At 58.2% G+C, this 22304-nt stretch carries 22 protein-coding genes and 1 pseudogene; 9 read left to right on the plus strand and 14 right to left on the minus strand.

The features are described 5' to 3' along the window. Nucleotides 1-48: 48 nt before the first annotated feature. Nucleotides 49-858, plus strand: coding sequence for a serine O-acetyltransferase (gene cysE / locus D1823_RS03495; protein ID WP_117868634.1), 810 nt, complete (start codon nt 49-51; stop codon nt 856-858). Nucleotides 859-862: 4 nt separating this feature from the next. On the opposite strand, the gene D1823_RS03500 is transcribed toward cysE, so the two are convergent. The 7 genes from D1823_RS03500 to pgk all read right to left on the minus strand — a co-directional run bounded on the left by D1823_RS03500 (nt 863) and on the right by pgk (nt 7169). Further along, nucleotides 863-1033 (minus strand): hypothetical protein, encoded by a 171-nt coding sequence (locus D1823_RS03500; protein ID WP_162896754.1) that lies wholly within the window; start codon nt 1031-1033, stop codon nt 863-865. A 226-nt stretch (nt 1034-1259) separates the two neighbouring features. Then, nucleotides 1260-2561, minus strand: a complete 1302-nt coding sequence (locus D1823_RS03505; protein WP_117868636.1) for a pyruvate dehydrogenase complex dihydrolipoamide acetyltransferase — start codon at nt 2559-2561, stop codon at nt 1260-1262. Nucleotides 2562-2575: 14 nt separating this feature from the next. Continuing rightward, nucleotides 2576-3949 (minus strand): pyruvate dehydrogenase complex E1 component subunit beta, encoded by a 1374-nt coding sequence (locus D1823_RS03510; RefSeq protein WP_117868637.1) that lies wholly within the window; start codon nt 3947-3949, stop codon nt 2576-2578. 15 nt (nt 3950-3964) lie between these two features. Continuing rightward, nucleotides 3965-4954 (minus strand): pyruvate dehydrogenase (acetyl-transferring) E1 component subunit alpha, encoded by a 990-nt coding sequence (pdhA, locus tag D1823_RS03515; protein WP_117868638.1) that lies wholly within the window; start codon nt 4952-4954, stop codon nt 3965-3967. Nucleotides 4955-5123: 169 nt separating this feature from the next. After that, nucleotides 5124-5423, minus strand: coding sequence for a septum formation initiator family protein (locus D1823_RS03520; RefSeq protein WP_162896755.1), 300 nt, complete (start codon nt 5421-5423; stop codon nt 5124-5126). Nucleotides 5424-5562: 139 nt separating this feature from the next. Next, the gene (locus D1823_RS22255) at nt 5563-5790 is read right to left on the minus strand and encodes a lysozyme inhibitor LprI family protein (protein WP_117872689.1); all 228 of its coding nucleotides are present in this window, start codon (nt 5788-5790) and stop codon (nt 5563-5565) included. 188 nt (nt 5791-5978) lie between these two features. Next, nucleotides 5979-7169, minus strand: coding sequence for a phosphoglycerate kinase (pgk, locus tag D1823_RS03530; protein WP_117868639.1), 1191 nt, complete (start codon nt 7167-7169; stop codon nt 5979-5981). Between the two features lie 133 nt (nt 7170-7302). Between pgk and D1823_RS03535 the strand changes: the two genes are divergently transcribed. Further along, nucleotides 7303-7809: a peptidylprolyl isomerase gene (locus D1823_RS03535; protein ID WP_117868640.1), complete on the plus strand. Its 507-nt coding sequence runs from the start codon at nt 7303-7305 to the stop codon at nt 7807-7809. Continuing rightward, a complete protein-coding gene (locus D1823_RS03540; protein WP_117868641.1) occupies nt 7802-8350 on the plus strand; it encodes a peptidylprolyl isomerase in 549 nt (182 codons plus the stop codon). The genes D1823_RS03535 and D1823_RS03540 overlap by 8 nt, the downstream gene beginning before the upstream one ends. Before the next feature lie 62 nt (nt 8351-8412). Here D1823_RS03540 and aqpZ read toward each other — a convergent pair whose 3' ends face one another. The 6 genes from aqpZ to D1823_RS03570 form a co-directional block, all read right to left on the minus strand. Beyond that, nucleotides 8413-9102 (minus strand): aquaporin Z, encoded by a 690-nt coding sequence (aqpZ, locus tag D1823_RS03545; RefSeq protein WP_117868642.1) that lies wholly within the window; start codon nt 9100-9102, stop codon nt 8413-8415. 113 nt (nt 9103-9215) lie between these two features. After that, on the minus strand, nt 9216-10025 hold the full coding sequence (locus tag D1823_RS03550; RefSeq protein WP_117868643.1) for a zinc-dependent peptidase: 810 nt from the start codon (nt 10023-10025) through the stop codon (nt 9216-9218). Between the two features lie 122 nt (nt 10026-10147). After that, entirely contained in the window at nt 10148-10648 is a 501-nt protein-coding gene (locus D1823_RS03555) for a polymer-forming cytoskeletal protein (RefSeq protein ID WP_117868644.1), read from the minus strand. Continuing rightward, nucleotides 10638-11969 (minus strand): M23 family metallopeptidase, encoded by a 1332-nt coding sequence (locus D1823_RS03560; RefSeq protein ID WP_117868645.1) that lies wholly within the window; start codon nt 11967-11969, stop codon nt 10638-10640. Before D1823_RS03560 ends, D1823_RS03555 begins: the two co-directional genes overlap by 11 nt. Nucleotides 11970-12143: 174 nt before the next feature. Next, nucleotides 12144-12986 (minus strand): ferritin-like domain-containing protein, encoded by an 843-nt coding sequence (locus tag D1823_RS03565; RefSeq protein ID WP_117868646.1) that lies wholly within the window; start codon nt 12984-12986, stop codon nt 12144-12146. A gap of 60 nt (nt 12987-13046) precedes the next feature. Next, complete coding sequence (locus tag D1823_RS03570; RefSeq protein WP_117868647.1) at nt 13047-13508, minus strand: peroxiredoxin; 462 nt, start codon at nt 13506-13508, stop codon at nt 13047-13049. A gap of 1424 nt (nt 13509-14932) precedes the next feature. Here D1823_RS03570 and D1823_RS22260 point away from each other — a divergent pair. The 5 genes and pseudogenes from D1823_RS22260 to D1823_RS03590 all read left to right on the plus strand — a co-directional run. After that, nucleotides 14933-15466: pseudogene (locus D1823_RS22260) on the plus strand (DUF3971 domain-containing protein); the annotation flags it as partial. A gap of 108 nt (nt 15467-15574) precedes the next feature. Further along, nucleotides 15575-16963, plus strand: a complete 1389-nt coding sequence (locus tag D1823_RS22265) for an AsmA-like C-terminal region-containing protein (RefSeq protein WP_371415302.1) — start codon at nt 15575-15577, stop codon at nt 16961-16963. A 42-nt stretch (nt 16964-17005) separates the two neighbouring features. After that, the gene (gene queA / locus D1823_RS03580; protein ID WP_117868649.1) at nt 17006-18052 is read left to right on the plus strand and encodes a tRNA preQ1(34) S-adenosylmethionine ribosyltransferase-isomerase QueA; all 1047 of its coding nucleotides are present in this window, start codon (nt 17006-17008) and stop codon (nt 18050-18052) included. Between the two features lie 111 nt (nt 18053-18163). Next, the gene (locus D1823_RS03585) at nt 18164-19435 is read left to right on the plus strand and encodes an MFS transporter (protein ID WP_117868650.1); all 1272 of its coding nucleotides are present in this window, start codon (nt 18164-18166) and stop codon (nt 19433-19435) included. Between the two features lie 109 nt (nt 19436-19544). Continuing rightward, the gene (locus D1823_RS03590; protein ID WP_117868651.1) at nt 19545-20120 is read left to right on the plus strand and encodes a DUF924 family protein; all 576 of its coding nucleotides are present in this window, start codon (nt 19545-19547) and stop codon (nt 20118-20120) included. A 52-nt stretch (nt 20121-20172) separates the two neighbouring features. On the opposite strand, the gene D1823_RS03595 is transcribed toward D1823_RS03590, so the two are convergent. Then, nucleotides 20173-20607: a hypothetical protein gene (locus tag D1823_RS03595; RefSeq protein ID WP_117868652.1), complete on the minus strand. Its 435-nt coding sequence runs from the start codon at nt 20605-20607 to the stop codon at nt 20173-20175. A 213-nt stretch (nt 20608-20820) separates the two neighbouring features. Here D1823_RS03595 and lpdA point away from each other — a divergent pair, with 213 nt between their 5' ends. Beyond that, entirely contained in the window at nt 20821-22215 is a 1395-nt protein-coding gene (gene lpdA / locus D1823_RS03600) for a dihydrolipoyl dehydrogenase (RefSeq protein WP_117868653.1), read from the plus strand. The last annotated feature ends 89 nt before the right edge of the window (nt 22216-22304 follow it).

Below are 22304 nucleotides of genomic sequence, written 5' to 3' on the forward strand. Positions count from 1 at the left end.
TCTTTTTGCCACTAAATGGCATTCTAGGCGCAGCAAAGGATCAAAACCATGTTCGAAAAGCGCAGCCATGTGACACCGGTTGATCCGGTCTGGAACCGTATCACATCCGAGGCCCATGCGGCCGTCGAGAAAGAACCCCTCATGGGGGGACTCGTGCACGCCTGTATCCTACATCACCGCAGCCTTGAACGCGCGCTTTCATATCGGGTGGCGGCCAAGCTGTGCTCGAACGAAATGTCGATGATGGTCCTGCGTGAAGTTGTGGATGAGGCATATGCCGACGATCCGGGTTTGCTCGAAGCCGCCCGCGCGGACCTAATGGCCGTTTACGAACGTGATCCGGCCTGCCACCGGTTGCTGCAGCCGATCCTGTACTTTAAAGGTTACCAGGCCATGCAGGCGTATCGCGTGGCGCATTGGCTGTGGCGCAACGGTCGTCACGATCTCGCGTATTTCTTCCAGATGCGTTCGTCCGAGATTTTTGGCATCGACATTCATCCGGCCGCAAAGATAGGCAAAGGAATCATGATCGACCATGCCCATTCCATCGTGATCGGTGAGACGGCAGTGGTGGGCGACAATGTATCGATGCTGCATTCCGTGACGCTGGGTGGAACCGGCAAGGAAGAAGAACAGCGCCATCCTACAATCGGAAATGGCGTGCTGATCGGGGCAGGGGCCAAGGTCCTGGGCAATATCGAAGTTGGCCATTGCAGCCGCATCGCCGCCGGGTCAGTGGTTCTGCAAGAAGTGCCGCCTTGCAAGACGGTCGCCGGTATCCCCGCCAAGATCGTGGGGGAAGCCGGGTGCGACCAGCCGTCGATCTCGATGGATCATATGTTGGGCAAGGACCAGTAAAAATTCAGCGGGAGCGGTTGGCGCGTTTGTCCAACCGCTTGCGCCGCTGTTCTTCCCGCTTTTGTTTGCGAAGCTCTTGCTGTCTGTCCTGTGCGGCTTTCTGTTGGGCAATCGCGGCCGGATCGTTCGGCTTGAACTTAGAATGCTCACCTGGATAGCTGTTGGGTATTGCCATGGCAAATTCAGGTGCCGTGGCTGCCGGAAACGCCAAGACAATCAGGCTGAAAATGAGATTTCTTGAGAGTATCGCGCACCTGCCTTCCGTCGGCTTCTAAAGGAAGGAAGTGGGACGTCTTGATACACAGGGCAAACGGTGCCCCGATCACGCAAGTTCAATTCAGTGCCAAGAGATGAGACTGCACTCGCCCCGGGTATCAGGGGCGAGTGCATGTTTCAGGTCCTCAGGCCAGCATGACCATCGGGTTTTCAAGGTTGTCGACAATTGCCTTGAGCAGTTCTGCCCCCAACGCGCCGTCGATAACGCGGTGATCGACGGACATGGTAACGGACATCACAGTTGCCACCGTCAGCTCACCATCATCCCCGACGATCGGCTTTTTCACGCCTGTTCCCACCGCCAGAATACCGGCGTGAGGCGGGTTCACGATGGCGTCGAAATTGTCGATGCCGAACATACCCAGGTTCGAGATTGCAAACGTGCCCCCCTGATATTCATGCGGTGCCAGCTTGCGCTCGCGGGCACGGGCGGCGAGGTCCTTCATCTCGGTAGAAAGGGCTGACAGAGACTTCATGTCTGCGTCCTGCAGGACCGGGGTGAACAGGCCGCCCTCGATTGCGACCGCGACGGCTACGTCCGAAGGTTTCAGTTGCAGCACCCGATCGCCGGCCCAGACGGCGTTGCAGGCGGGAACCTGTTGCAACGCGTTGGCAACGGCCTTGATGATGAAGTCGTTGACGCTCAGTTTCACGCCACGGCCTTCCAATTGCTTGTTCAACTGGCTGCGGAACTTCAGCAGTGCATCCAGCTTGATGTCGCGGCGCAGGTAGAAATGCGGGATGGTCTGTTTGGCCTCGCCCAGACGCGCAGCGATGGTTTTGCGCATACCGTCGAGCTGAATCTCTTCGTACTCGCGGCCCTCATACATCCGCGCGACCATATCCGCGGAGGGTCCAGCGGGAGCAGCTGCAGCAGCCGCTGGCGCTGCGGCCGCAGGAGTTGGTGCCGGTGCGGTTGCAGTTGCCCCTTCGACATCCGCTTTGACGATGCGACCATGCGGGCCAGAGCCTGCGATCTGCACCAGATCAAGGCCTTTCTGCGCGGCAATCCGGCGGGCCAGAGGGGACGCAAAGATACGACCGCCATCTGCCTTGACCGGGGCGGCCGGGGCAGGGGCAGGCGCCTCGGATACCGCTGGCGCGGCAGCCTCGTTGCCCGAAGCGGCTGCGGGGGCAGCCCCCGGAACAACGGCGGGCGAGGTCGAGATATCATCAGCGCTTTCGCCGTCTTCCAAAAGAACCGCAATGGCGGTGTTGACCTTGACCCCTTCGGTGCCCTCGGGGATCAGGATCTTGCCAATGGTGCCTTCATCGACGGCTTCGAACTCCATCGTGGCCTTGTCGGTTTCGATCTCGGCCAGCAGATCGCCGGAGGAGACGGTGTCGCCTTCCTTGACCAGCCATTTTGCAAGCGTGCCTTCCTCCATGGTCGGTGAAAGGGCGGGCATCAGAATTTCGGTGGGCATCTGTCTGTCGCTCCTTACCGGTAGGTCACTTGTTTGACGGCTTCGATCACCTCGTCCGTAGTGATCAGGGCCAGTTTTTCGAGGTTCGCGGCGTAGGGCATCGGAACGTCCTTGCCGGTGCAGTTGATGACCGGGGCGTCGAGGTAATCGAACGCCTCCTGCATCACGACCGAACTGATGTAGCTGCCGACCGAGCCTTGCGGCCAGCCTTCTTCAACTGTCACCAGACGGTTGGTTTTCATTACCGAATTGATGATCGCGCCGGTATCCATCGGGCGGATGGTGCGCAGGTCGATCACCTCGGCGCTGATGCCCTCTTCGGCCAGCCTGTCGGCGGCTTCCAACGCGTATTGCATGCCGATGCCAAAGCTGACGATAGTCACGTCCGAGCCTTCGCGCCAGATACGGGCCTTGCCCAGCGGGATGGTCAGGTCGTCTACCTGTGGCATGTCGAAGGAGCGACCGTAGAGGATTTCATTTTCCAGGAAGATCACCGGGTTTGGGTCGCGGATGGCTGATTTCAGCAATCCTTTGGCGTCTGCCGCCGAATAGGGCATGACGACTTTCAGGCCGGGGATCTGCATGTACCAAGCGGCATAGTCCTGGCTGTGCTGGGCCGCGACGCGTGCGGCGGCACCATTGGGGCCGCGGAACACGATCGGACAGCCCATCTGACCACCGGACATATAAAGCGTCTTGGCGGCTGAGTTGATGATCTGGTCGATCGCCTGCATGGCGAAGTTGAACGTCATGAACTCGACGATCGGTTTCAGACCGCCAAAGGCCGACCCTACGGCGATACCGGCGAAACCATGCTCGGTGATCGGCGTATCGATCACGCGCTTGGGCCCGAACTCGTCCAGAAGACCCTGGGAAATCTTGTAGGCGCCCTGATACTCCGCGACTTCTTCGCCCATGAGATAGACGTCTTCGTCGTTGCGCATTTCTTCGGCCATCGCGTCACGCAGCGCTTCGCGAACGGTTTCGGATTTCATCTCGGCATCTGCCGGCCAGTCGGGCGAAAGATCCACCACCGGAGCGGCCGGGGCTGCGGCGACAGGAGCGGGGCCCTCGATCGCCGCTGGGGCGGCTTCGGCCACCGCAGCGGCTGCGGGCGCAGCCGTGGGCAGGGCCGAGGCATCTTCGCCTTCTTCGACCAGAACCGCAATCGGGGTGTTCACTTTGACCCCTTCGGTGCCTTCGGCGATCAGGATCTTGCCGACGATGCCCTCGTCGACAGCTTCAAATTCCATTGTCGCCTTGTCGGTCTCGATTTCGGCCAGGATGTCACCGCTTGATACAGTGTCGCCTTCCTTGACCAGCCATTTGGCCAGCGTGCCCTCTTCCATGGTGGGCGAAAGGGCGGGCATGAGAATTTCGGTTGCCATGTCTTATTCGTCCTCTCAGGCGTAAATATCGGTCCAGAGCTCTTCAACGGCGGGCTCGGGGCTTTCTTTCGAGAATTCGGCAGCTTGATTCACGATCTCTTTGATTTCTTTGTCGATCGCCTTCAGGTCATCCTCGGTCGCGTGTTTGCCAGTCAGCAGCAGCTCGCGCACATGTTCGATCGGATCGCTTTGTTCGCGGACTTTCTGAACCTCTTCGCGGGTGCGGTACTTGGCCGGGTCAGACATCGAGTGGCCGCGATAGCGGTAGGTCTTAATCTCAAGGATGTAAGGGCCCTTGCCGGCGCGACAGTGGGCAACAGCCTTTTCACCAGCAGCTTTGACGGCCAGCACATCCATACCGTTGACGATCTCGCCGGGAATGCCGAACGCTTCGCCGCGCACATAGATATCAGGTGACGAGGTTGAACGCGCCTGCGCTGTGCCCATGGCGTATTGGTTGTTCTCGATCACGAAAACCACGGGAAGATCCCACAGGGCGGCCATGTTGAAGGTCTCATAGACCTGACCCTGGTTTGCGGCACCGTCGCCGAAATAGGTAAAGGTCACGCCGCCGGTTTCCTTGTACTTGTCAGCGAAGGCCAGACCGGCACCCAGCGGAACCTGCGCGCCAACGATGCCATGGCCACCATAGAAATGCTTCTCTTTCGAGAACATGTGCATCGAACCGCCCTTGCCCTTGGACAGGCCGCCTTCGCGCCCGGTCAGTTCGGCCATCACGCCGCCCGGGTCCATGCCACAGGCCAGCATATGGCCGTGGTCACGATAAGAGGTGATCCGCTTGTCGCCGTCCTGAGCTGCCGCTTCGAGCCCAACAACAACCGCCTCTTGTCCGATGTAAAGGTGGCAGAACCCGCCGATCAGACCCATGCCGTAAAGCTGGCCCGCCTTTTCCTCGAATCGACGGATCAGAAGCATCTCGCGGTAGTATGTCTTGAGTTCTTCCGCAGAAACATTTGGTTTCTTTGTGGTTTTTCGCGCAGCCATAGTGGCGATCTCCCCCTTTCGGCAAGATAGTTTAGCGTTAAACTATCTCATAAAGCATTTGGGGCTTTCTGGCGAGGGGAAATGTGACGCAGCGTCCGCTCGGGCGCGGCTGAGCTGAAATGCAAAGCGGTGCAACGATGTGCCGAAGAATTACGGCGACCAGAAAGGATCAGCGGATTACGATTTCATCTGCCCGGATCATACCAAGAACCGAACGCGCCTGCTGATCGAGCAAGTCGAGATCCAGATAGGTATCAGACAGGCGCCGGGTCAGATTTTCCAATTCGGCGATTTGGGCATTAAGCTTTTCCAGGTCGTGTGACAGGGCGTCCCGTTCCCCAGCAATTTCGACCCGCCGAAACAGGCCATAGTCACCTTGCACGGCGGCAAAGGTGAAATACACACCAAGCATGAAAGCCACCGAGAAGAAGACGATTGAGCCCAGACCGGGCCGATGGGAACGGGACACTCTGTTTACCGCCGTATGAAAACTTGCCTCAAAAATGTGCCCTTTGCGGACATCTGAACACACTATGTCACAGGTGATTCGGGTTGTGAATCCCCTGATTCGATTTTTCATCAGTAATTTATGCCTGCTCTGGTGCAGGTCAGCGCCACGCTTGCAGCGCCTGGTTTCGTGCCTCGGTCTGCTCTTTCATGCAGGACCAGTAGAACATCGGGGCAGCACTGCCGCCTCCCGACAGTTCTTTGTCGCAGGTTGCGTCTCGGGCTTTCAGCCAGGCGCGTTGTTCGGTCAGAAGAGCATCACCTTCGCCGCGTGCAGCGGCTGCGGGTTTGATCTGTGCCCACAGCCGGTTGAGTTCGCGATCAGCGATTTACCATTGTTCTTTGGCGCAGAAATTGGCGTCAAGTTGGGTCTGACCGCCGCAACTGGATTGAGCTGCGGCAGAGCAGGGCAGGATGGTAAGAACAAGAAGGTAAATTGGCTTCACGGTAAAATCCCCCGTTCAAAAAGGGATAATACCATGAACCCTATCAGGCGATCAAAAGCGGTAAGTGACGCCTATTGATCCAGCGCCGCGACACCGGGCAGCGTCTTGCCTTCCATCCATTCCAGGAATGCACCACCTGCGGTCGAGATGTAGGTGAAGTCCTTGGCTGCACCCGAAGCATTCAGGGCCGCAACCGTGTCTCCACCCCCGGCGACCGAGATGAGCTGGCCCGAACGGCTAAGCGCGGCCGCCTTCAAGGCGGCGGCATTGGTGGCGGCGTCAAACGGTTCCAGTTCGAACGCACCCAGCGGACCGTTCCAGATCAGGGTTTTGCTTTTGTCAAAAATCCCTGTGATCGCGGCGATACTTTCGGGGCCCGCATCCAGGATCATGCCGTCCTCGGGGCATTGATCTGCGGGCAGGACCTGATGAGGGGCGTTGGCCTCAAACTTTTCGGCCACCACAACATCGCGTGGCACAACGATCTGACAGCCAGAGCTTTCGGCTTTGGCGAGGATTTCGGCGGCGGTGTCTTTCATCGCAGTCTCGGCCAGTGACTTACCAACACTGATGCCCTGTGCGACGAGGAATGTATTGGCCATGCCGCCACCGATCACCAGATAATCGACCTTGTCGATCAGGTTGCCCAGCAATTCCAGCTTGGTCGAGACCTTGGCTCCGCCCACAACCGCTGTTACCGGGCGTTTGGGCGCGCCCAACGCGTTTTCCAGAGCTTGCAACTCGGCCTGCATCAAACGACCGGCGCAGGCGGGCAGAAGGCGCGCGATGGCCTCGGTCGAGCTGTGGGCCCGGTGCGCCGCTGAAAACGCGTCGTTGCAGTACACGTCACCCAGCTTGGCCATGCCTGCGGCCAGATCGGTGTCGTTCTTGGTCTCTGCCGCGTGAAAACGCGTGTTCTCTAGCAACAGTACCTGACCGGGCTGCAACGCCTCTGCTGCCAGTTCGGCCTCGGTTCCAACACAATCGGCGGCAAACAGGACTTTGGCGCCAAAAGCGCTTTCGAGGGTGGGGACCAGTTGCTTGAGCGACAGGTTTTCGCGTCGCTCCCCACCGGGGCGACCGAAATGGGCCAGAAGGATCGGTTTGCCGCCTGCGGCCAGAATGTCGCGCACAGTGGGCACGATCCTCTGAATACGAGTGGCGTCGGTAACTACGCCATCCACGACCGGCACATTGATATCCACACGCACCAGAACGCGTTTGCCGTTCAGGTCCATATCGTCCAGCGTTTTCCAGCCCATCGCGCAATCCTCGTCATTTGCAAATGATTTAGGCGGTTCTTTTCCTGCATTTTGCCCTCAGGTCAATGCGTCACTTGGCATTCGTACGCGTGCATCATAGGTATTTGCGCAAGATAAACGACAGGAGGGCCTCATGGCCGAGATCAAGGATCCCGAAAACACAATCATCATCGAGCTGAAAGACGGCAATGTCGTCATCGAGCTGCTGCCGGATGTGGCGCCTTTGCACAGCGCGCGGATGAAAGAACTGGCCCGCGACGGACAGTACGACAACGTAGCCTTCCACCGTGTGATCGACGGTTTCATGGCGCAAACCGGCGACGTGCAGCATGGCGATATGGAAGACGGTTTCAACCTGCGTATGGCTGGGACCGGCGGTTCGTCGCTGGCGAACGTTCCGGCAGAGTTTTCCAAGCTGCCCCATGATCGCGGCACTTTGGGCGCGGCGCGGTCGCAGAACCCGGATTCGGCCAACTCGCAGTTCTTCATCAACTTCAAGGACAACCACTTCCTGAACGGCCAGTACACTGTTTATGGCCGTGTCATCGACGGAATGGAGCATGTGGACGCCATCGTACGAGGCGAGCCGCCAGCGAGCCCTGACCGCATGATCAGCGTCAAGGTGGCGGCTGATGTATAAGTTCGCCGCCGCTTTTGCCTTGCTGGCCAGCCCTGCGCTGGCCACGGGTCTTGAGGTCGAGATCGAAGGTGAGGGAGCCAATGGCACTGTCACCATCGACCTGTTCGATGATATTGCTCCGAAACATGTTGAGCAGATCGCTGCTCTGGCCAATGAAGGCAAGTACGATGGCGTGGTGTTTCACCGCGTGATTGACGGCTTTATGGCGCAGACCGGCGACGTGGAACATGGCCGCCTGGGTGGTGACATGCGCCGCGCCGGAACCGGTGGTTCCGACCGTGCAGACCTTCCGGCAGAGTTTTCGGATTTCGAATTCGACCGGGGCGTGGTTGGCATGGCGCGGGCGCAAGACCCCAATAGCGCCAACTCACAGTTCTTTATCATGTTCGAACCGGGCCCGTTCCTGAACGGCAAGTACACGGTTGTTGGTCAGGTGACTGACGGCATGGACGTAGTCGACGCGATCAAACGCGGTGAGGGCCAGAACGGCGCCATTATCGGCCAGCCGGACGTGATGAAAAAAGTTACCGTTACCGAGTGAACGTGAAAAGCCCGGCGCTCCTCAAAACGCCGGGCTTTTTTATATGGTTGATTGCAAGAGAATCAATCGTCCGGTGACATTGCTTTCCAGATAAGCGCTCCGATCGCGCCGCCGATCAGCGGGGCCACCCAGAACAGCCACAGCTGCGACAGGGCAGGGCCGTCGGCAAACAGGGCGACGCCTGTGGACCGGGCCGGGTTGACCGAAGTGTTGGTGACCGGAATTGATACAAGGTGGATCAGGGTCAATCCCAGACCAATCGCGATGGGGGCGAAACCCGCCGGTGCCTTGTCCGAGGTCGCGCCCAGAATGATCAGGATGAAGAAAGCGGTCATCACGATTTCGATCACCAGAGCGGACATCAGGGAATACCCCCCGGGTGAGGCCTCACCATATCCGTTTGACGCAAATCCTCCGACGCCAGAGAACTCGGGCGCACCGCTGACAATCAGATACAGAACCACTGCGGCAGCGATGGCTCCGATGACCTGAGCGATCCAATACGGCAGCAGATCCTTGGCCGGAAACCGCCCGCCAATCATCAAGCCCAGGCTGACCGCCGGATTGAAGTGTCCGCCCGAGATATGGCCAACCGTGTAGGCCATTGTCAGAACCGTCAGGCCGAAGGCGAAGGACACGCCAAGCCACCCTATTCCGACATCCGCGACGCCCGCTGCCAATACGGCACTGCCGCAACCTCCGAGAACCAGCCAGAAGGTGCCGAAGAACTCGGCCAGTAGTTTTGATGACATGAAATTTCCTCCACAATGCAATGCGCTTAAGTGTAATTCATAAATTAACTTTTGTTAAATTGTGTCGAACGGGGAATTTCCCGGATACCCTCTCACCTTGGGTCGGAAAGCCATTAGGTCCATTGAGCAGGATCCAGGCGGAACAGCTTTGACAGTTGTTTGTAAACGCCCGGGTCCGAGTTGCGCAGCGCCTTGGGGCGCTCAAAGAACACTTCAACCGAAACGGCAAAAAACTCCTCGTGCCCTTCCGCGCCATAGGGGTCGATTATAGTTGGCTGCCTGGATTCAACGGCGCGCACATGCGCATCATAGGCTGTTAGGAACGCGGACTCCCATTCTGAAAAACTCTGGTTGTTGCTGAGAACAGGCACCCCGTTGGCCGACCCGGTCAGATCGTCGATCTGGTGGGCAAATTCGTGAAAGACAACATTTTGCCCGTCATGATCATTCATGGCGCCGCGCTGGCTGTGGGCCCAGGACAGGATCACCGGGCCGCGGTTCCAGCTTTCCCCGGTGCGCACGATTTCCTTCTCGGTGACGACATAACCGCTGTGCCGGCTCTGCCTGGATTTGAAAGCGCTGGGATAGATCAGGATGGTGGTCAGGTTGTCATACCAGAGGTCGGTATTCACAACCAGCAGACAGGCTTGCGCGGCGATGGACACTTGCATGTCTTCGGTAACGTCCAGACCGTCGCACCCGGTGAATTCAACCTGATCAAGGAACAAGTTGATCTTGCCTTCCAGCTTTGCGCGCAGGCCCTGCGGAAGCCTTCGCAAGATCGGGACCTGAGCGTCAACAAGGTGCCGTTGACTGTCCGTCAACGGCGCAGCCAACAGGGCGTGACGCGCCTGTCGTTTGGACCAAAAGTAAAAGGTCAGACCTGCCGCGATCACTGCAACAAGTGTCAGGAAAATCAACATGACCCGACCCTAACGTGATCCCGACGGGATCAAAACAAGTTTCCCGGACAAGGGCTGCGGCCCCAAAAAAGAGACGCCGCTGGTCTCCCCGCGGCGTCTCCGGTCTGACCTGAGAGGTCGAATTATTGTTTGACGTCCGCCGCCGGGTTCGATCCGGCTTTGGCGCTGCGACCCGGGTTCAGCGGATCGTCCTGGCGCTGTACCGACCCTTCGAAATGCGCACCGCTTTCGATGGCGATGGTCTTGTGGATGATGTCGCCTTCAACGCGTGCGGTCGACGTCAGGCGCACCTTGAGGCCACGCACGCGACCAACGATGCGGCCGTTGATCACAACGTCGTCTGCGGTGACTTCACCCTTGATCGTCGCCGATTCACCAATGGTCAGCAGGTGGGCGCGGATGTCGCCTTCAACCGTGCCTTCCACCTGAATGTCACCAGAGGTCTTGATGTTGCCGGTGATGTGCAGATCCGAAGACAGAACCGATGCTGGCGGTTTGGGCTTGGGCGCTGTCGCAGGTTTCGACTCGGTCGGTGCAGGGGCCGCTGGGGTCGCCGGAGCGGCGGGTTTGGCCGCCTCAGGTGCCTTGGATGCGGGTTCGTTGATTTTGCTTTTAGAAAACATTTCTCGCAGCCTTGATGTAAGTCATTGGGTTTACGGGTTTTCCGTTCACTCGCACTTCATAGTGCAGATGCGTGCCGGTCGACCGTCCGGTGCTACCCATATCAGCAATATGATCCCCGCGCGAGACCCTTTGACCAACCTTCACATTGATCTTGGTGTTATGAGCGTAAAGTGTCTCAATTCCGAATGCGTGCTTGATTTTCACAAGCCGCCCGAAACCGGATTGCCAGCCTGCGTGGGTAACGACGCCGTCCGCGGTCGCAAAGATATCCGTGCCTTGCGGCCCTGCGAAATCGACACCGTTATGCATCCGGCGACCACCGGATTTGGGATCGCGCCGGTTGCCGTAGCCACTGGTGAAACGCACGGCCGAATGTACAGGATTGGCAAAGGGGGCTTTTTCCGCCGCAAGACGATACAGGTTCAGCTGATCCATCTGTTTCAGCAATGTGTTCGCGCGGGCTTCCTCGGCGGACAATTCGTCCACCTCACCACGCGTGCTAAGGGATAAAGGGGTCAGCGGACCGCCCATACCGCTATATCCGCGCCGGACCTCTTCGATGATGCGGTCTGTTGGCATTCCCGCCTGACGGAACATCTTGTCCAGCGGCTCGACCGATATCACCATGGCTTCTTCCAGCTGGCGGAAAATCTCGTCGCTGCGTTCCTGCATAAGGCGGATTTCCAGCTCCAGATCGTCCCGCTGACCCAGTGCGTCACGGGCGTCTGCAGCGATCTTGTCGCGTTCCTCGGCCGTGCGTGCCAGAGCGTCCGTCATGAACGCCATCTGCACCGGGGCGCTGGAGGCTGCAACGTACATGTCAGCGTTGCTGGTTTCCTGCTTCAATGCAGCCAGTTCTGCCCGTGCATCTTCCCGCTGTTTCATGGTCGTGCGCAGCGTGGTCTGGATGACTTCGATCCCCGTCTCAAGTTCGCGACGTCGGTTTTCCGATGCCAGCAGTTCGGACTGCATGGCGGAAATCTGCTCCAGCGCGGCGTTGAAACGATCCTGGGCGGCAAGGGCTTCCTGCGCACGCGCGTCGCGTTCAGCGGACAGGATATTCAAACGTTCCTGATAGGTGGCCTGGTCGCGTTTCGCCTGTTCCCGGAAATTACCCGATCCGATGCTGTCCATCAGCAGAATGGCAGTTGCCACCGCAGTCCAGCCGACCATGACGGCAACACCGGCCACCGCGACCACCTGCGTTTCCGAACTTAGACGAATAAAGCGTGTATCTTTGTCAGATTTCAGAAAGACCCGGCGTTCCGGGAAGTACCGTTCAAGTACCGAGTGTATTTTTATTGCCAGACGTGTTCGCACGCGTCCTACCTCTCATCCCCAAGATCGGGACCGGTCGTGAGTGCCTGCCGCCCCTTGGGCCGATTGCATAAAGGGCAGGCAGCGTTCGGGCAAGTTTGTTGACCCGTCAGTGGCCAACAGCGCAGAAATCCCCCCAAAGATCGGCGGGAAATTGCCGATATCAGTGTCCAAGCGTCAGTTTGTGATTTCGCCGGGCGCGGGCAGGTCTTCGGTCAGCGGCCAGTAAAAGTCGGGTGGCAGTCCGGCCTCTGCACGCTTTTCCTCGTTGAAGGGCGGTTTCAGGACGCCGTGGAAATACCGGCGAACCAGAGTGTGAAACACATCCTTCGGGTCGGCATTTTCCCGGCCGCACAGGAAATGGAACCACTTGGACCCATAGGCGACATGGCCGACTTCTTCTGCATAGATCACTTCAAGCGCTGCAATGGCCTGCTCGGCCCTGGCTTTGCGAAATATCTCGATCATGCCGGGGGTGACGTCCAGACCGCGCGCTTCGAGCACCATGGGGACAACCGCCAGCCGCCCCATAAGGTCGTCTGCGGTGTCCTCGGCCGCTCGCCAAATTCCTGCATGGGCAGGCAGGGCGCCGTAGTAGCTTCCCATCTGTTCAAGGCAATCACAGACCATCTCGAAATGGCGCGATTCTTCCTCGGCGCATTTTACCCAATCATCATAAAACCCGATCGGCATCGACACATGGCCAAAGCGGGCGATGATGTCCCAATGCAGATCGACGGCGTTCAGTTCGATATGCGCCACGGCATGCAACAGGGCGATGCGTCCCGCTTCGGTGCCCGGCTTTCGCTTTGGTACTTCGCGCGGAGACAGGAGTTCGGGCTGGTCCGGGCGCGCGGGTTTCAGCGGCGGTGACGCGGTACCGATCTCGATCGGGCGGGCGTCGCCTTTGCGCGACGCAAACCACGCGGCGGCGTGCTGTTTGGACAGGGTGGTCTTTTCCCGACCATCGGCCGTTTCAAGAACCTCGGTCGCCATCTGAGTCAGCGATTTGGACACCATGTTTCTCCGCCTGGTTATTCCTGTGGCTCTTAAACCGGATGGCGACCGCGGTCGAGAGCGTTAGAGCGCGCGCACCGCTTCCAGCACCTCATCCACGTGGCCGGGAACTTTGACCTTGCGCCAAACGCGGGCAATCTTGCCTTCGGGGTCGATGATAAACGTCGAACGTTCAATCCCCATCGACTTGCGCCCGTACATGTTCTTTTCGACCCACACCCCGTAGTCTTCACAGACGGTCGAGTTCTCATCCGACAACAGCGGTGTTGTCAGCCCATGCTTGGCGACGAATTTGTCATGTTTGGCGACGCTGTCACGGGAGATGCCGAAAACTTGAGCGCCCGCATCCGCAAAGGCCTGAAGTTGTTCCGAGAAACCGATGGATTCCTTGGTGCAGCCCGGCGTATCATCGCGGGGGTAGAAGAACAGAACCACGGTGCCACCGCGCAACGCCGAAAGCGTCACCTCGCCGCCGCCGTCGCGCGGCAAAGTGAAGTCAGGGGCGATGTCTGAAACGTCGGGCATTGGAAACTCCGTTAAAGGTTTTAAAAGGCTGCCTGATATCATAGGGCAACACGTGCGGGTTGGAAGGCGTGGATAGCAATTTGAAGCAGCACGAAGACGACGATGGAGCAAAGCGGGAAAAGCCCGCGCGCCGTCGGTCTCGCCGCCGGGCCGCCGGACTATGGGCCATGCGCGGCACTTTCATGCTGGTGCTGTTGGCGTTGTTCACTGGTTTCATGCTTGTCGGACAAAGAATGCACGCACCTGTCTGGCTGCGGGACAGGGTCGAGGCGCGGCTTGAAAAGGCCTTGGGCGGGCTGCAAATCCGGTTTGGTGACGTGAGTTTCATCATTCACGAGGGTTGGCGACCGCGTCTGCGTCTGACCGATGTGTTCATCAGCGATGCGGCTGGTCAGCAAATTGCGCAGGTGTCCGACATGCGCGCCAGTCTGGCCATGCGCCCTTTGTTGCGGGGGCACGTCCGCCCGAAAAGAATAATTCTGAGCGGTGCGCAAATCGCCGTGACCCGGAACAAGGACGGGGCACTGAGTCTTACGGTCGGATCCGGCAGCGCGCCCGTGCAGGAAGCCCCGAACCTAGCACAGCTTATCGAAGCCTCGGATCAGGTCTTCCTGTCTCCGGCCCTGTCTGCACTGACGTCTGTCGAGCTTGATGCGATCACACTGGATTATCTAGATCTGCGGCAAGGACGGTCCTGGATTCTGGACGGTGGACATATCCAGGCCAACCGGAGCGGCAGCGAGGTGCGTTTGGCGACGGGGTTCTCGGTTTTGGCAGGGCGTGACTATGTCAGTGCAATCGAGGCCAATTATACAAGCGTCCTGGGGACTCCTGCGGCACAATTCGGGATATCGGTCACTGACTTGCCGGCCGAGGACATCGCGGGCCAAACACCCGCCCTTGCTTGGTTGCAGGTTCTGCGGGCCCCGATTTCGGGTGCCTTGCGGGGTGGAGTCGATGAAAAAGGAGCTATCGGTACCGTATACGCAACTCTGAATCTGGGGGCGGGTGCCGTTCAGCCAAACCCCGAAACACGCCCGGTCCCCTTCGAATCTGCCCGCACGTATTTCACTTATGACCCCAAAGGGCAGATGCTGGACTTCAACGAAGTTTCAGTTGTCTCGGCCTGGGGCGAGGTGCAGGCTGACGGGAAGGCGATTTTGGAAGGTGCGGAAGATGGCGTGCTGGACAGCCTGTCTGCGCAGTTGCAGTTGTCCGGTATCAATGTGAACCCTGCAAACCTGTTCCCACAGCCTATTCAGCTTTCGCGGGCCAGCCTAGATTTCAAGATGGCGATCAACCCGTTCCAATTGCGGCTCGGTCAGATGACCATCGAAGATCCGGGCCATACGGTGCGTGCCTTTGGTGTCCTGAACGGGCGACCGGATGGCTGGGCGGTCGAGCTGGACGCACATCTGGACCAAATGACGTCGGACAAGGTTCTCGGATACTGGCCCGAGCGTCTGGCGCCGAAACCGAGAGAATGGGTGACCAAAAACCTGTACGAAGGGGTTCTGTCGGATATGGATTTTGCCCTGCGCCTTTTGCCCGGTTCGAAACCGGATCTCTATCTGGATTTCGGATTTGAAGAGGCGAAGATCCGGTTTGTCAAAACGCTGCCTCCGATCGAACAGGCGCAGGGTCAGGCCAGCCTGATCAACCGCAGGTTCACGGTCACTGCGCAGCAGGGTGTAGTGATTGCGGATGACGGCGGTGCGGTGGATGCAACGGGAACGTCCTTCATCATACCCGACACGGATATCAAGAAATCTGCGCCCGCGATTGCGCGCATCCGGGCCAGTGGCAGTGTGACGGCCGCGTTATCCTTGCTGGACCGGCCTCCGCTCGAATTGCTTAGCAAGGCGGGGTTGCCCGTTGATGTGGCGAAGGGAACGGTGTCGTTGGCAGGAACTCTGTCCTTGCCCTTGAAAAAAGATCTCAAGTTCGAGGACACCGAGTTCCATTTCGATGGCAGGCTGGCCAATCTGTTCAGTGACAGGTTGGTGCCTGGCTTTACCGTCAGCGCTGATCTGCTGGATCTTTCGGGTGATCAGTCCGGCGTTCAGATTCAGGGGCTGGGGCAGTTTGGGGACGTACCGCTGACGGCGCTCTGGCGGCAGTCGATAGATGGCAAGTCCGCACAGCGAAGTACCCTGACGGGTCAGATCGAGCTGTCGCCGCGATTGATGGATGAGATCGGTGCGGGTTTGCCTCCGGGCATGCTGACCGGAAAAGGGATTGCGGACATCACATTGGGGCTTGGTGCCGGACCTCCTCCGAAACTGTCAGTTTCATCTGATTTGCAAGGCGTGGGGCTGGCCATACCCGAGCTTGGTTGGCGAAAGGGAACTAATTCGACAGGATCTCTGACAGCCGAAACGACTTTGGGATCGCAACTGAAAGTGGACAGCCTGCGCATAGATGCGGCGGGTTTGCGTACCTCTGCCTCGATTACGTTTCGTGAGAATGGCAAATATGATCGGGTTCGCTTCAGCTCTTTTGACCTGGGCGACTGGCTGGCGGTCCCGGCAGAGCTGATCGGGCGCGGGGGCGCCATGCCGGATATCCGTGTTCTTGGCGGCGTACTTGATATGGGCCGCGCGAATTTCGGCGAAAGTGGCGGATCAGGCGGCGGGGGCGGAGCCGGGCCGAAACTGGACGTGTCGCTGGATCGCCTTCAGGTGACGGAAACCGTCGCACTGACCGGGTTCCAGGGCGCATTTCAGACGACCGGCGGAATACAAGGGAACTTCAACGCGCGGGTCAATGGCGGCGCGCCGGTCAGAGGGCAGGTCAGCCCCAGAGGGAAACGAAGTGCTGTTGACCTGACGTCGCAAGATGCGGGTGCCGTGCTACGATCGGCCGGGGTTCTGACACAGGCGCGGGGCGGAGAAATGGACCTCAAGCTTGAGCCTGTGGCCGCACCCGGCAGCTATGACGTGATATTGAAAATCACCAATACGCGGATCACCGACGCTCCGGCCATGGCAGCCTTGCTGAATGCCATCAGCCTTGTGGGGCTTTTGGACGAAATGGCCGGGCAGGGCATCTTTTTTGCAGCAATCGACAGCCGGATGCGGATCACGCCGACGGATATCAAGGTGCTCAGCGGCAGTGCCGTCGGGCCATCCATGGGCCTGTCTTTTGACGGTACCATCGATACGGTGAACGGAATGCTGAACCTGCGCGGTGCAATTTCGCCTATATACCTCCTCAACGCAGTTGGCAGCGTGTTCACGCGCAAGGGCGAGGGCGTCTTTGGCTTCAACTACACCCTGACCGGTCCGCTTGCTTCGCCCAAAGTGTCGGTAAATCCTTTGTCCGGTCTTGCTCCTCTGTTCCTACGCGACCTGTTGCGTGCCCCGGCACCGCAAGTTCAGGATGGCCCGAACGCAGTGCCCCAGAAACCTGATGAACCAAAACCCACGTTTGGATCATCCCCAAGTGACCGCTGACAGGATATGGCCGAATCTGATGCAGGGTTGTAAGGCGCGGGCATGAAACTCAGCGATTTTGATTTCCACCTGCCCGAAGACCTGATCGCCACGCGGCCTGCCAGCCCGCGGTCCTCTGCGCGCCTGTTGGTAGCGCAAGGGAACGCGACGACCGACAGCCATGTGATCGATTTGCCTGAGTATCTGCAGCCGGGCGACCGGCTGGTGTTGAATGACACCCGTGTCATCCCGGCGCGGCTAAACGGTCGGCGCCATCGCGACAGCGCGCAAGGGCCGGTTTCCGCCGGGGTCGAGGCAACCTTGCTGGACCCGCAGGCCGACGGCACGTGGTCTGCGTTGATCAAGCCGCTCAAAAAGGTGAAGCTTGGGGAAGAGATTGTCTTCTCAGATGATCTCAGCGCCACACTGGACAGGGTTGCTGACGGCCAGGCGTATCTGCGCTTCAATCTCAGCGGCGAGGATTTCGACGCGGCGCTGGATCAGGCCGGAGCAATGCCTCTGCCGCCCTACATCGCAGCCAAACGCCCGGCCGATGAACGGGACAAAACGGACTATCAGACTATCTGGGCAAACCGTTCCGGCGCCGTGGCCGCCCCGACCGCATCGTTGCATTTCGATGATGCGCTGATGAAGGCGTTGGCCGAGCGAGGTGTAAGCTTCACGCATGTGACGCTTCATGTGGGGGCAGGAACTTTTCTTCCGGTTAAGGTTGAGGATGTCACAACCCATAAGATGCATGCTGAATGGGGACAGGTAAGCCCGGAGGCCGCGGCACAGATACTGGCAACCAAGGCGGCTGGCGGGCGTGTGATCCCGGTGGGGACAACAGCTTTGCGCCTGATCGAAAGTGCTGCAAGGTCAGGAAAGATCGAACCTTGGGAAGGCGACACTGATATCTTCATTTATCCCGGTTTCGAATTCCATGTCACAGACGCATTGATGACCAATTTTCATTTGCCGAAGTCCACTTTACTTATGCTGGTTTCGGCATTGATGGGGCAGGATCGGATGCGCGATATCTACACGCATGCCATAGCACGAAAATATCGGTTCTTTTCTTATGGCGACGCGTCGCTTTTGATCCCCTGAAGGGCGCGTATACAGCATCACGGATCGGGAATGTCGTAGACAAGCGCGACGTAGGCGGTCTTTGATCGCAGAACGACACTAAAATCAGGTTGGCATTAGTCGGAGGCCCCAATGATTCAGGTCCTTTCCAGCGCATGGGCGTTGTTGCTCGGCATGGGGTTGCTGATGGTCGGAAACGGCCTGCAGGGCACTATCCTGGGCGTTCGGGGTGAGATCGAAGGCTTTTCGACCCTTGAGATGTCATTTGTCATGTCGGCCTATTTTCTGGGTTTTCTGGGCGGTTCACGCCTCGCACCCGAGATGATCCGGCGCGTCGGCCATGTACGGGTCTTTGCGGCCCTTGCGTCGTTCATTTCGGCCGTGATGATCATGTATCCGATGCTGACAGACCCGATCGCGTGGGCCCTTGGCCGGGTGGTGATCGGGTTCTGTTTTTCGGGCGTCTACGTCACCGCGGAAAGCTGGCTCAATAACGCGGCAAGCAATGAGAACCGCGGGCAGGCGCTGTCGCTCTATATGATTGTCCAGATGACGGGTATCATCAGTGCGCAGGCGCTTGTTCTGGTCGGTGACCCCGCTGGATACGAAACCTTTGTAATCGCCTCGATTCTGGTTTCGGTGTCTTTCGCACCTATTTTGTTGTCAATCTCGCCAACACCAGCCTTTGATACCACAAAACCGATGACCCTGAAGAAACTGCTGGAAACCTCGCCTCTGGGCTGTGTGGGCATGTTTCTGCTGGGGGGCGTGTTTTCGGCGCAGTTCGGTATGGCGGCGGTTTTCGGCGCTCGGGCCGGGCTGTCGCTTGTAGAAATTTCGACCTTCGTTGCGGCGTTTTATATCGGAGCAGTTGTTCTGCAATATCCGTTGGGCTGGTTCTCTGATCGCATGGATCGACGCTTTCTGATCCTTCTTGTGGCGCTCGCCGGTGCCGGCGGCGCAACTATCGCAATGATGATGGGTGGATCGTTTCCAATTCTGCTTGCCTCGGCTTTCCTGATCGGCGGCACCTCCAACCCGCTCTACTCACTGCTGATCGCGCATGCGAATGACTTTCTTGAATACGAGGATATGGCGGCAGCATCTGGCGGACTGGTGTTTATCAACGGTCTGGGAGCGATTGCCGGGCCGCTGATAACCGGTTGGTTGATGGGTGATGCCATTTTCGGGCCGTCGGGCTTTTTTCTCTTTATTGCGGCACTGTTACTCGCAATGGCACTCTACGCACTTTATCGAACGACACAGCGTGCTTCGATCCCTGTGGACGAAACCGGCACAATGTCGACGCTGTATCCAACATCCTCGCCAGTTGCGCTTGAAGTGGCACAGGAGGTTGCGATCGAAGCCGCCGAGGCCGAGCAGGCTGAGCAGGAAGATGCCTAGGACACAGGATTATGTCGCAAGTGTTGCAATATGTTACTGTAACAGTTCTGTAAAACGGCCTTAAATGACGTTACGTCCCAAATGCGGGCACAAGACGGAGTTTAAGGCAATGGTAACGCCTGAAGAAGTATTGAGTTTTTGGTTAGATGAGGTGGGTCCAAAGGGCTGGTATATTGAGGATGAAGCGTTGGATTCAAATATTCGCGCACGTTTTCAATCAACATGGGAGGCTGCGGCCGAGGGCAAGTTTTCGCTCTGGCTGACCTATCCCAGCGGGTCACTGGCTTACATTATTCTGACGGACCAGTTTTCACGCAACATGTTCCGGGGGCAGGCGCGTGCTTTCGCGACGGACCGAGCGGCTTTGGCCGCCGCAAAATGCGCGGTCGACAGGGGCTGGGACAAGAAAATCGACGAACCGGCCCGGCAGTTCTTTTACTTGCCAATGATGCATTCGGAAAATCTGTGCGATCAGGAACGCTGCGTGCGTCTGATCTGCGAAAACATGAGCGGCGATACAAGCAATCTGCTTCATGCCCGAGCGCATCGTGAAGTGATCCGCAAGTTCGGTCGTTTTCCTTATCGGAACGAAGCACTGTCGCGCAATTCGACCCCTCACGAAGAGGCTTATGTCGACATGGGTGGCTACGGTTCTACTGTGCGTGAGCTGCAAGCGACAGCCTGAGATCGCCGAGACAGATTATGGAACCGCGCCATAACCGATAGAGCAGGGGCCCTTAGGACTCCGGCTCACACCCCTTGAGCGCCAAGACACGCTCGGATGCGATGTCTGCTCCGGTCTGTATGGTCTGAGCGATCAGAACCTCTGGCGTGTCTGCAAGTTCAGTGAACCGCTCCTGCGTAGATTGCAGCTTTTGTTCAACAGCGTTTAGGCGGCGCAATGTCGCCTGGATGTTTTGCGCGGTTTGACTGTCTGTGATCTGGTTCTCCATCATCAGCGTCGCCAATTCACCGCGCAACGCGGAAAGTTCGCCCCGAATGCCCTTCGCCTCATCCCGAATAGGGGCAAGAACCTGTACGGTCTCTGAGAACTCTGCCGAGACGCTTTCGACTTTCGAAGCCAGCTTCCAGCCCAAAAACAGGCACAGGGCCACAAGTATCAAAGTTGCATTTAGCAGAGCAAGCGCCAGATCTTTTAGTGTTTTGGCCATGGTAAACTCCTTGATTTCAATGTGTTCACAAATGTCCGAGCGGCGTCGGCGTTTCTGTTCTAGCCATAGCTTTGGCCGGGGTATAGGCTGAAATCCGCATATTCAGGTATGGTTTACCCTGCGTCGCATTTGTCGCGGGAACGCTTGTTGATGCGTTTCTGAAAATAGTTTAATGGTAAACTAAATTTTCATCACCTGCGCCGAGAGGAACACATGGCTGCACAATCCTATGATCTGATCGTAATCGGGGCTGGCCCCGGTGGCTATGTCGCCGCCATCCGTGCGGCCCAGCTTGGTCTGAAAACCGTCGTGATCGAGCGCGAGCACCTTGGTGGCATCTGCCTGAACTGGGGGTGCATTCCCACCAAGGCATTGCTGCGGTCCTCCGAAGTGTTCCATCTGATGGAACGCGCCAAGGATTTCGGATTGAAAGCCGACAAGATCGGTTACGATCTGGACGCGGTCGTCAAAAGATCCCGTGGCGTTGCCGGGCAGCTTTCGGGCGGCATCGGCCATCTGCTGAAGAAGAACAAGGTCGCCGTGGTGATGGGTGAGGCGACGATCACCGCAAAAGGCAGGGTCAGTGTCAAGACCGACAAGGGCACCGAAGAACTGACGGCCAAGAACATCGTTCTCGCAACCGGCGCACGGGCCCGCGAACTGCCCGGTCTCGAGGCTGACGGCGATCTGGTGTGGACCTACAAGCACGCGCTGCAACCGCCCCGGATGCCCAAGAAATTGCTGGTCATCGGCTCGGGCGCGATCGGCATCGAGTTTGCGAGCTTCTACAACACGTTGGGGGCTGACACGACTGTGGTCGAAGTAATGGACCGCGTGTTGCCTGTGGAAGATGCGGAAATCAGTGCATTGGCCAAGAAAGCCTTCACCAAACAGGGCATGACCATCATGGAAAAAGCCATGGTCAAGCAGCTGGATCGTGGCAAAGGCAAGGTGACCGCTCATATCGAGGTCAAGGGCATGGTTGAGAAGCACGAGTTCGACACCGTGATTTCCGCTGTTGGGATTGTAGGAAATGTCGATAACCTCGGGCTGGAAGCTCTGGGCGTAAAGATTGATCGCACACATGTGGTGACGGATGAATATTGCCGCACAGGTGTCGACGGCCTTTATGCGATTGGGGACATCGCGGGCGCGCCCTGGCTTGCACATAAAGCCAGTCACGAAGGCGTCATGGTCGCCGATCTGATCGCAGGCCAGCATGCACACCCGGTCAAACCCGAAAGCATCGCGGGATGTACCTATTGCCAGCCTCAGGTGGCCTCGGTCGGATATACCGAAGCAAAAGCCAAAGAGCTGGGATATGACATCAAAGTTGGTCGTTTTCCCTTCGTCGGCAATGGCAAGGCCATTGCTCTGGGTGAACCGGAAGGCCTGATCAAAACCGTGTTCGACGCCAAAACAGGTGAACTTCTGGGGGCGCATATGATCGGCGCAGAAGTCACTGAACTGATTCAGGGCTATGTGGTGGGTCGGCAGTTGGAGACGACCGAAGAAGACCTGATGAACACGGTCTTCCCGCACCCGACTCTGTCAGAAATGATGCACGAAAGCGTACTGGATGCGTATGGCCGCGTGATCCATATGTAAGGTCGTGCGCACGTTCCGGTCAGGCAGGGGGCTCTGCCCCCGCCTTGCTGCGCGCGGCTCCCCCGGGATATTTTGGGCCAGATGAAGCA

Origin of the sequence: Ruegeria sp. AD91A (assembly GCF_003443535.1) — a bacterium.
Taxonomy (GTDB): Bacteria; Pseudomonadota; Alphaproteobacteria; order Rhodobacterales; family Rhodobacteraceae; genus Ruegeria.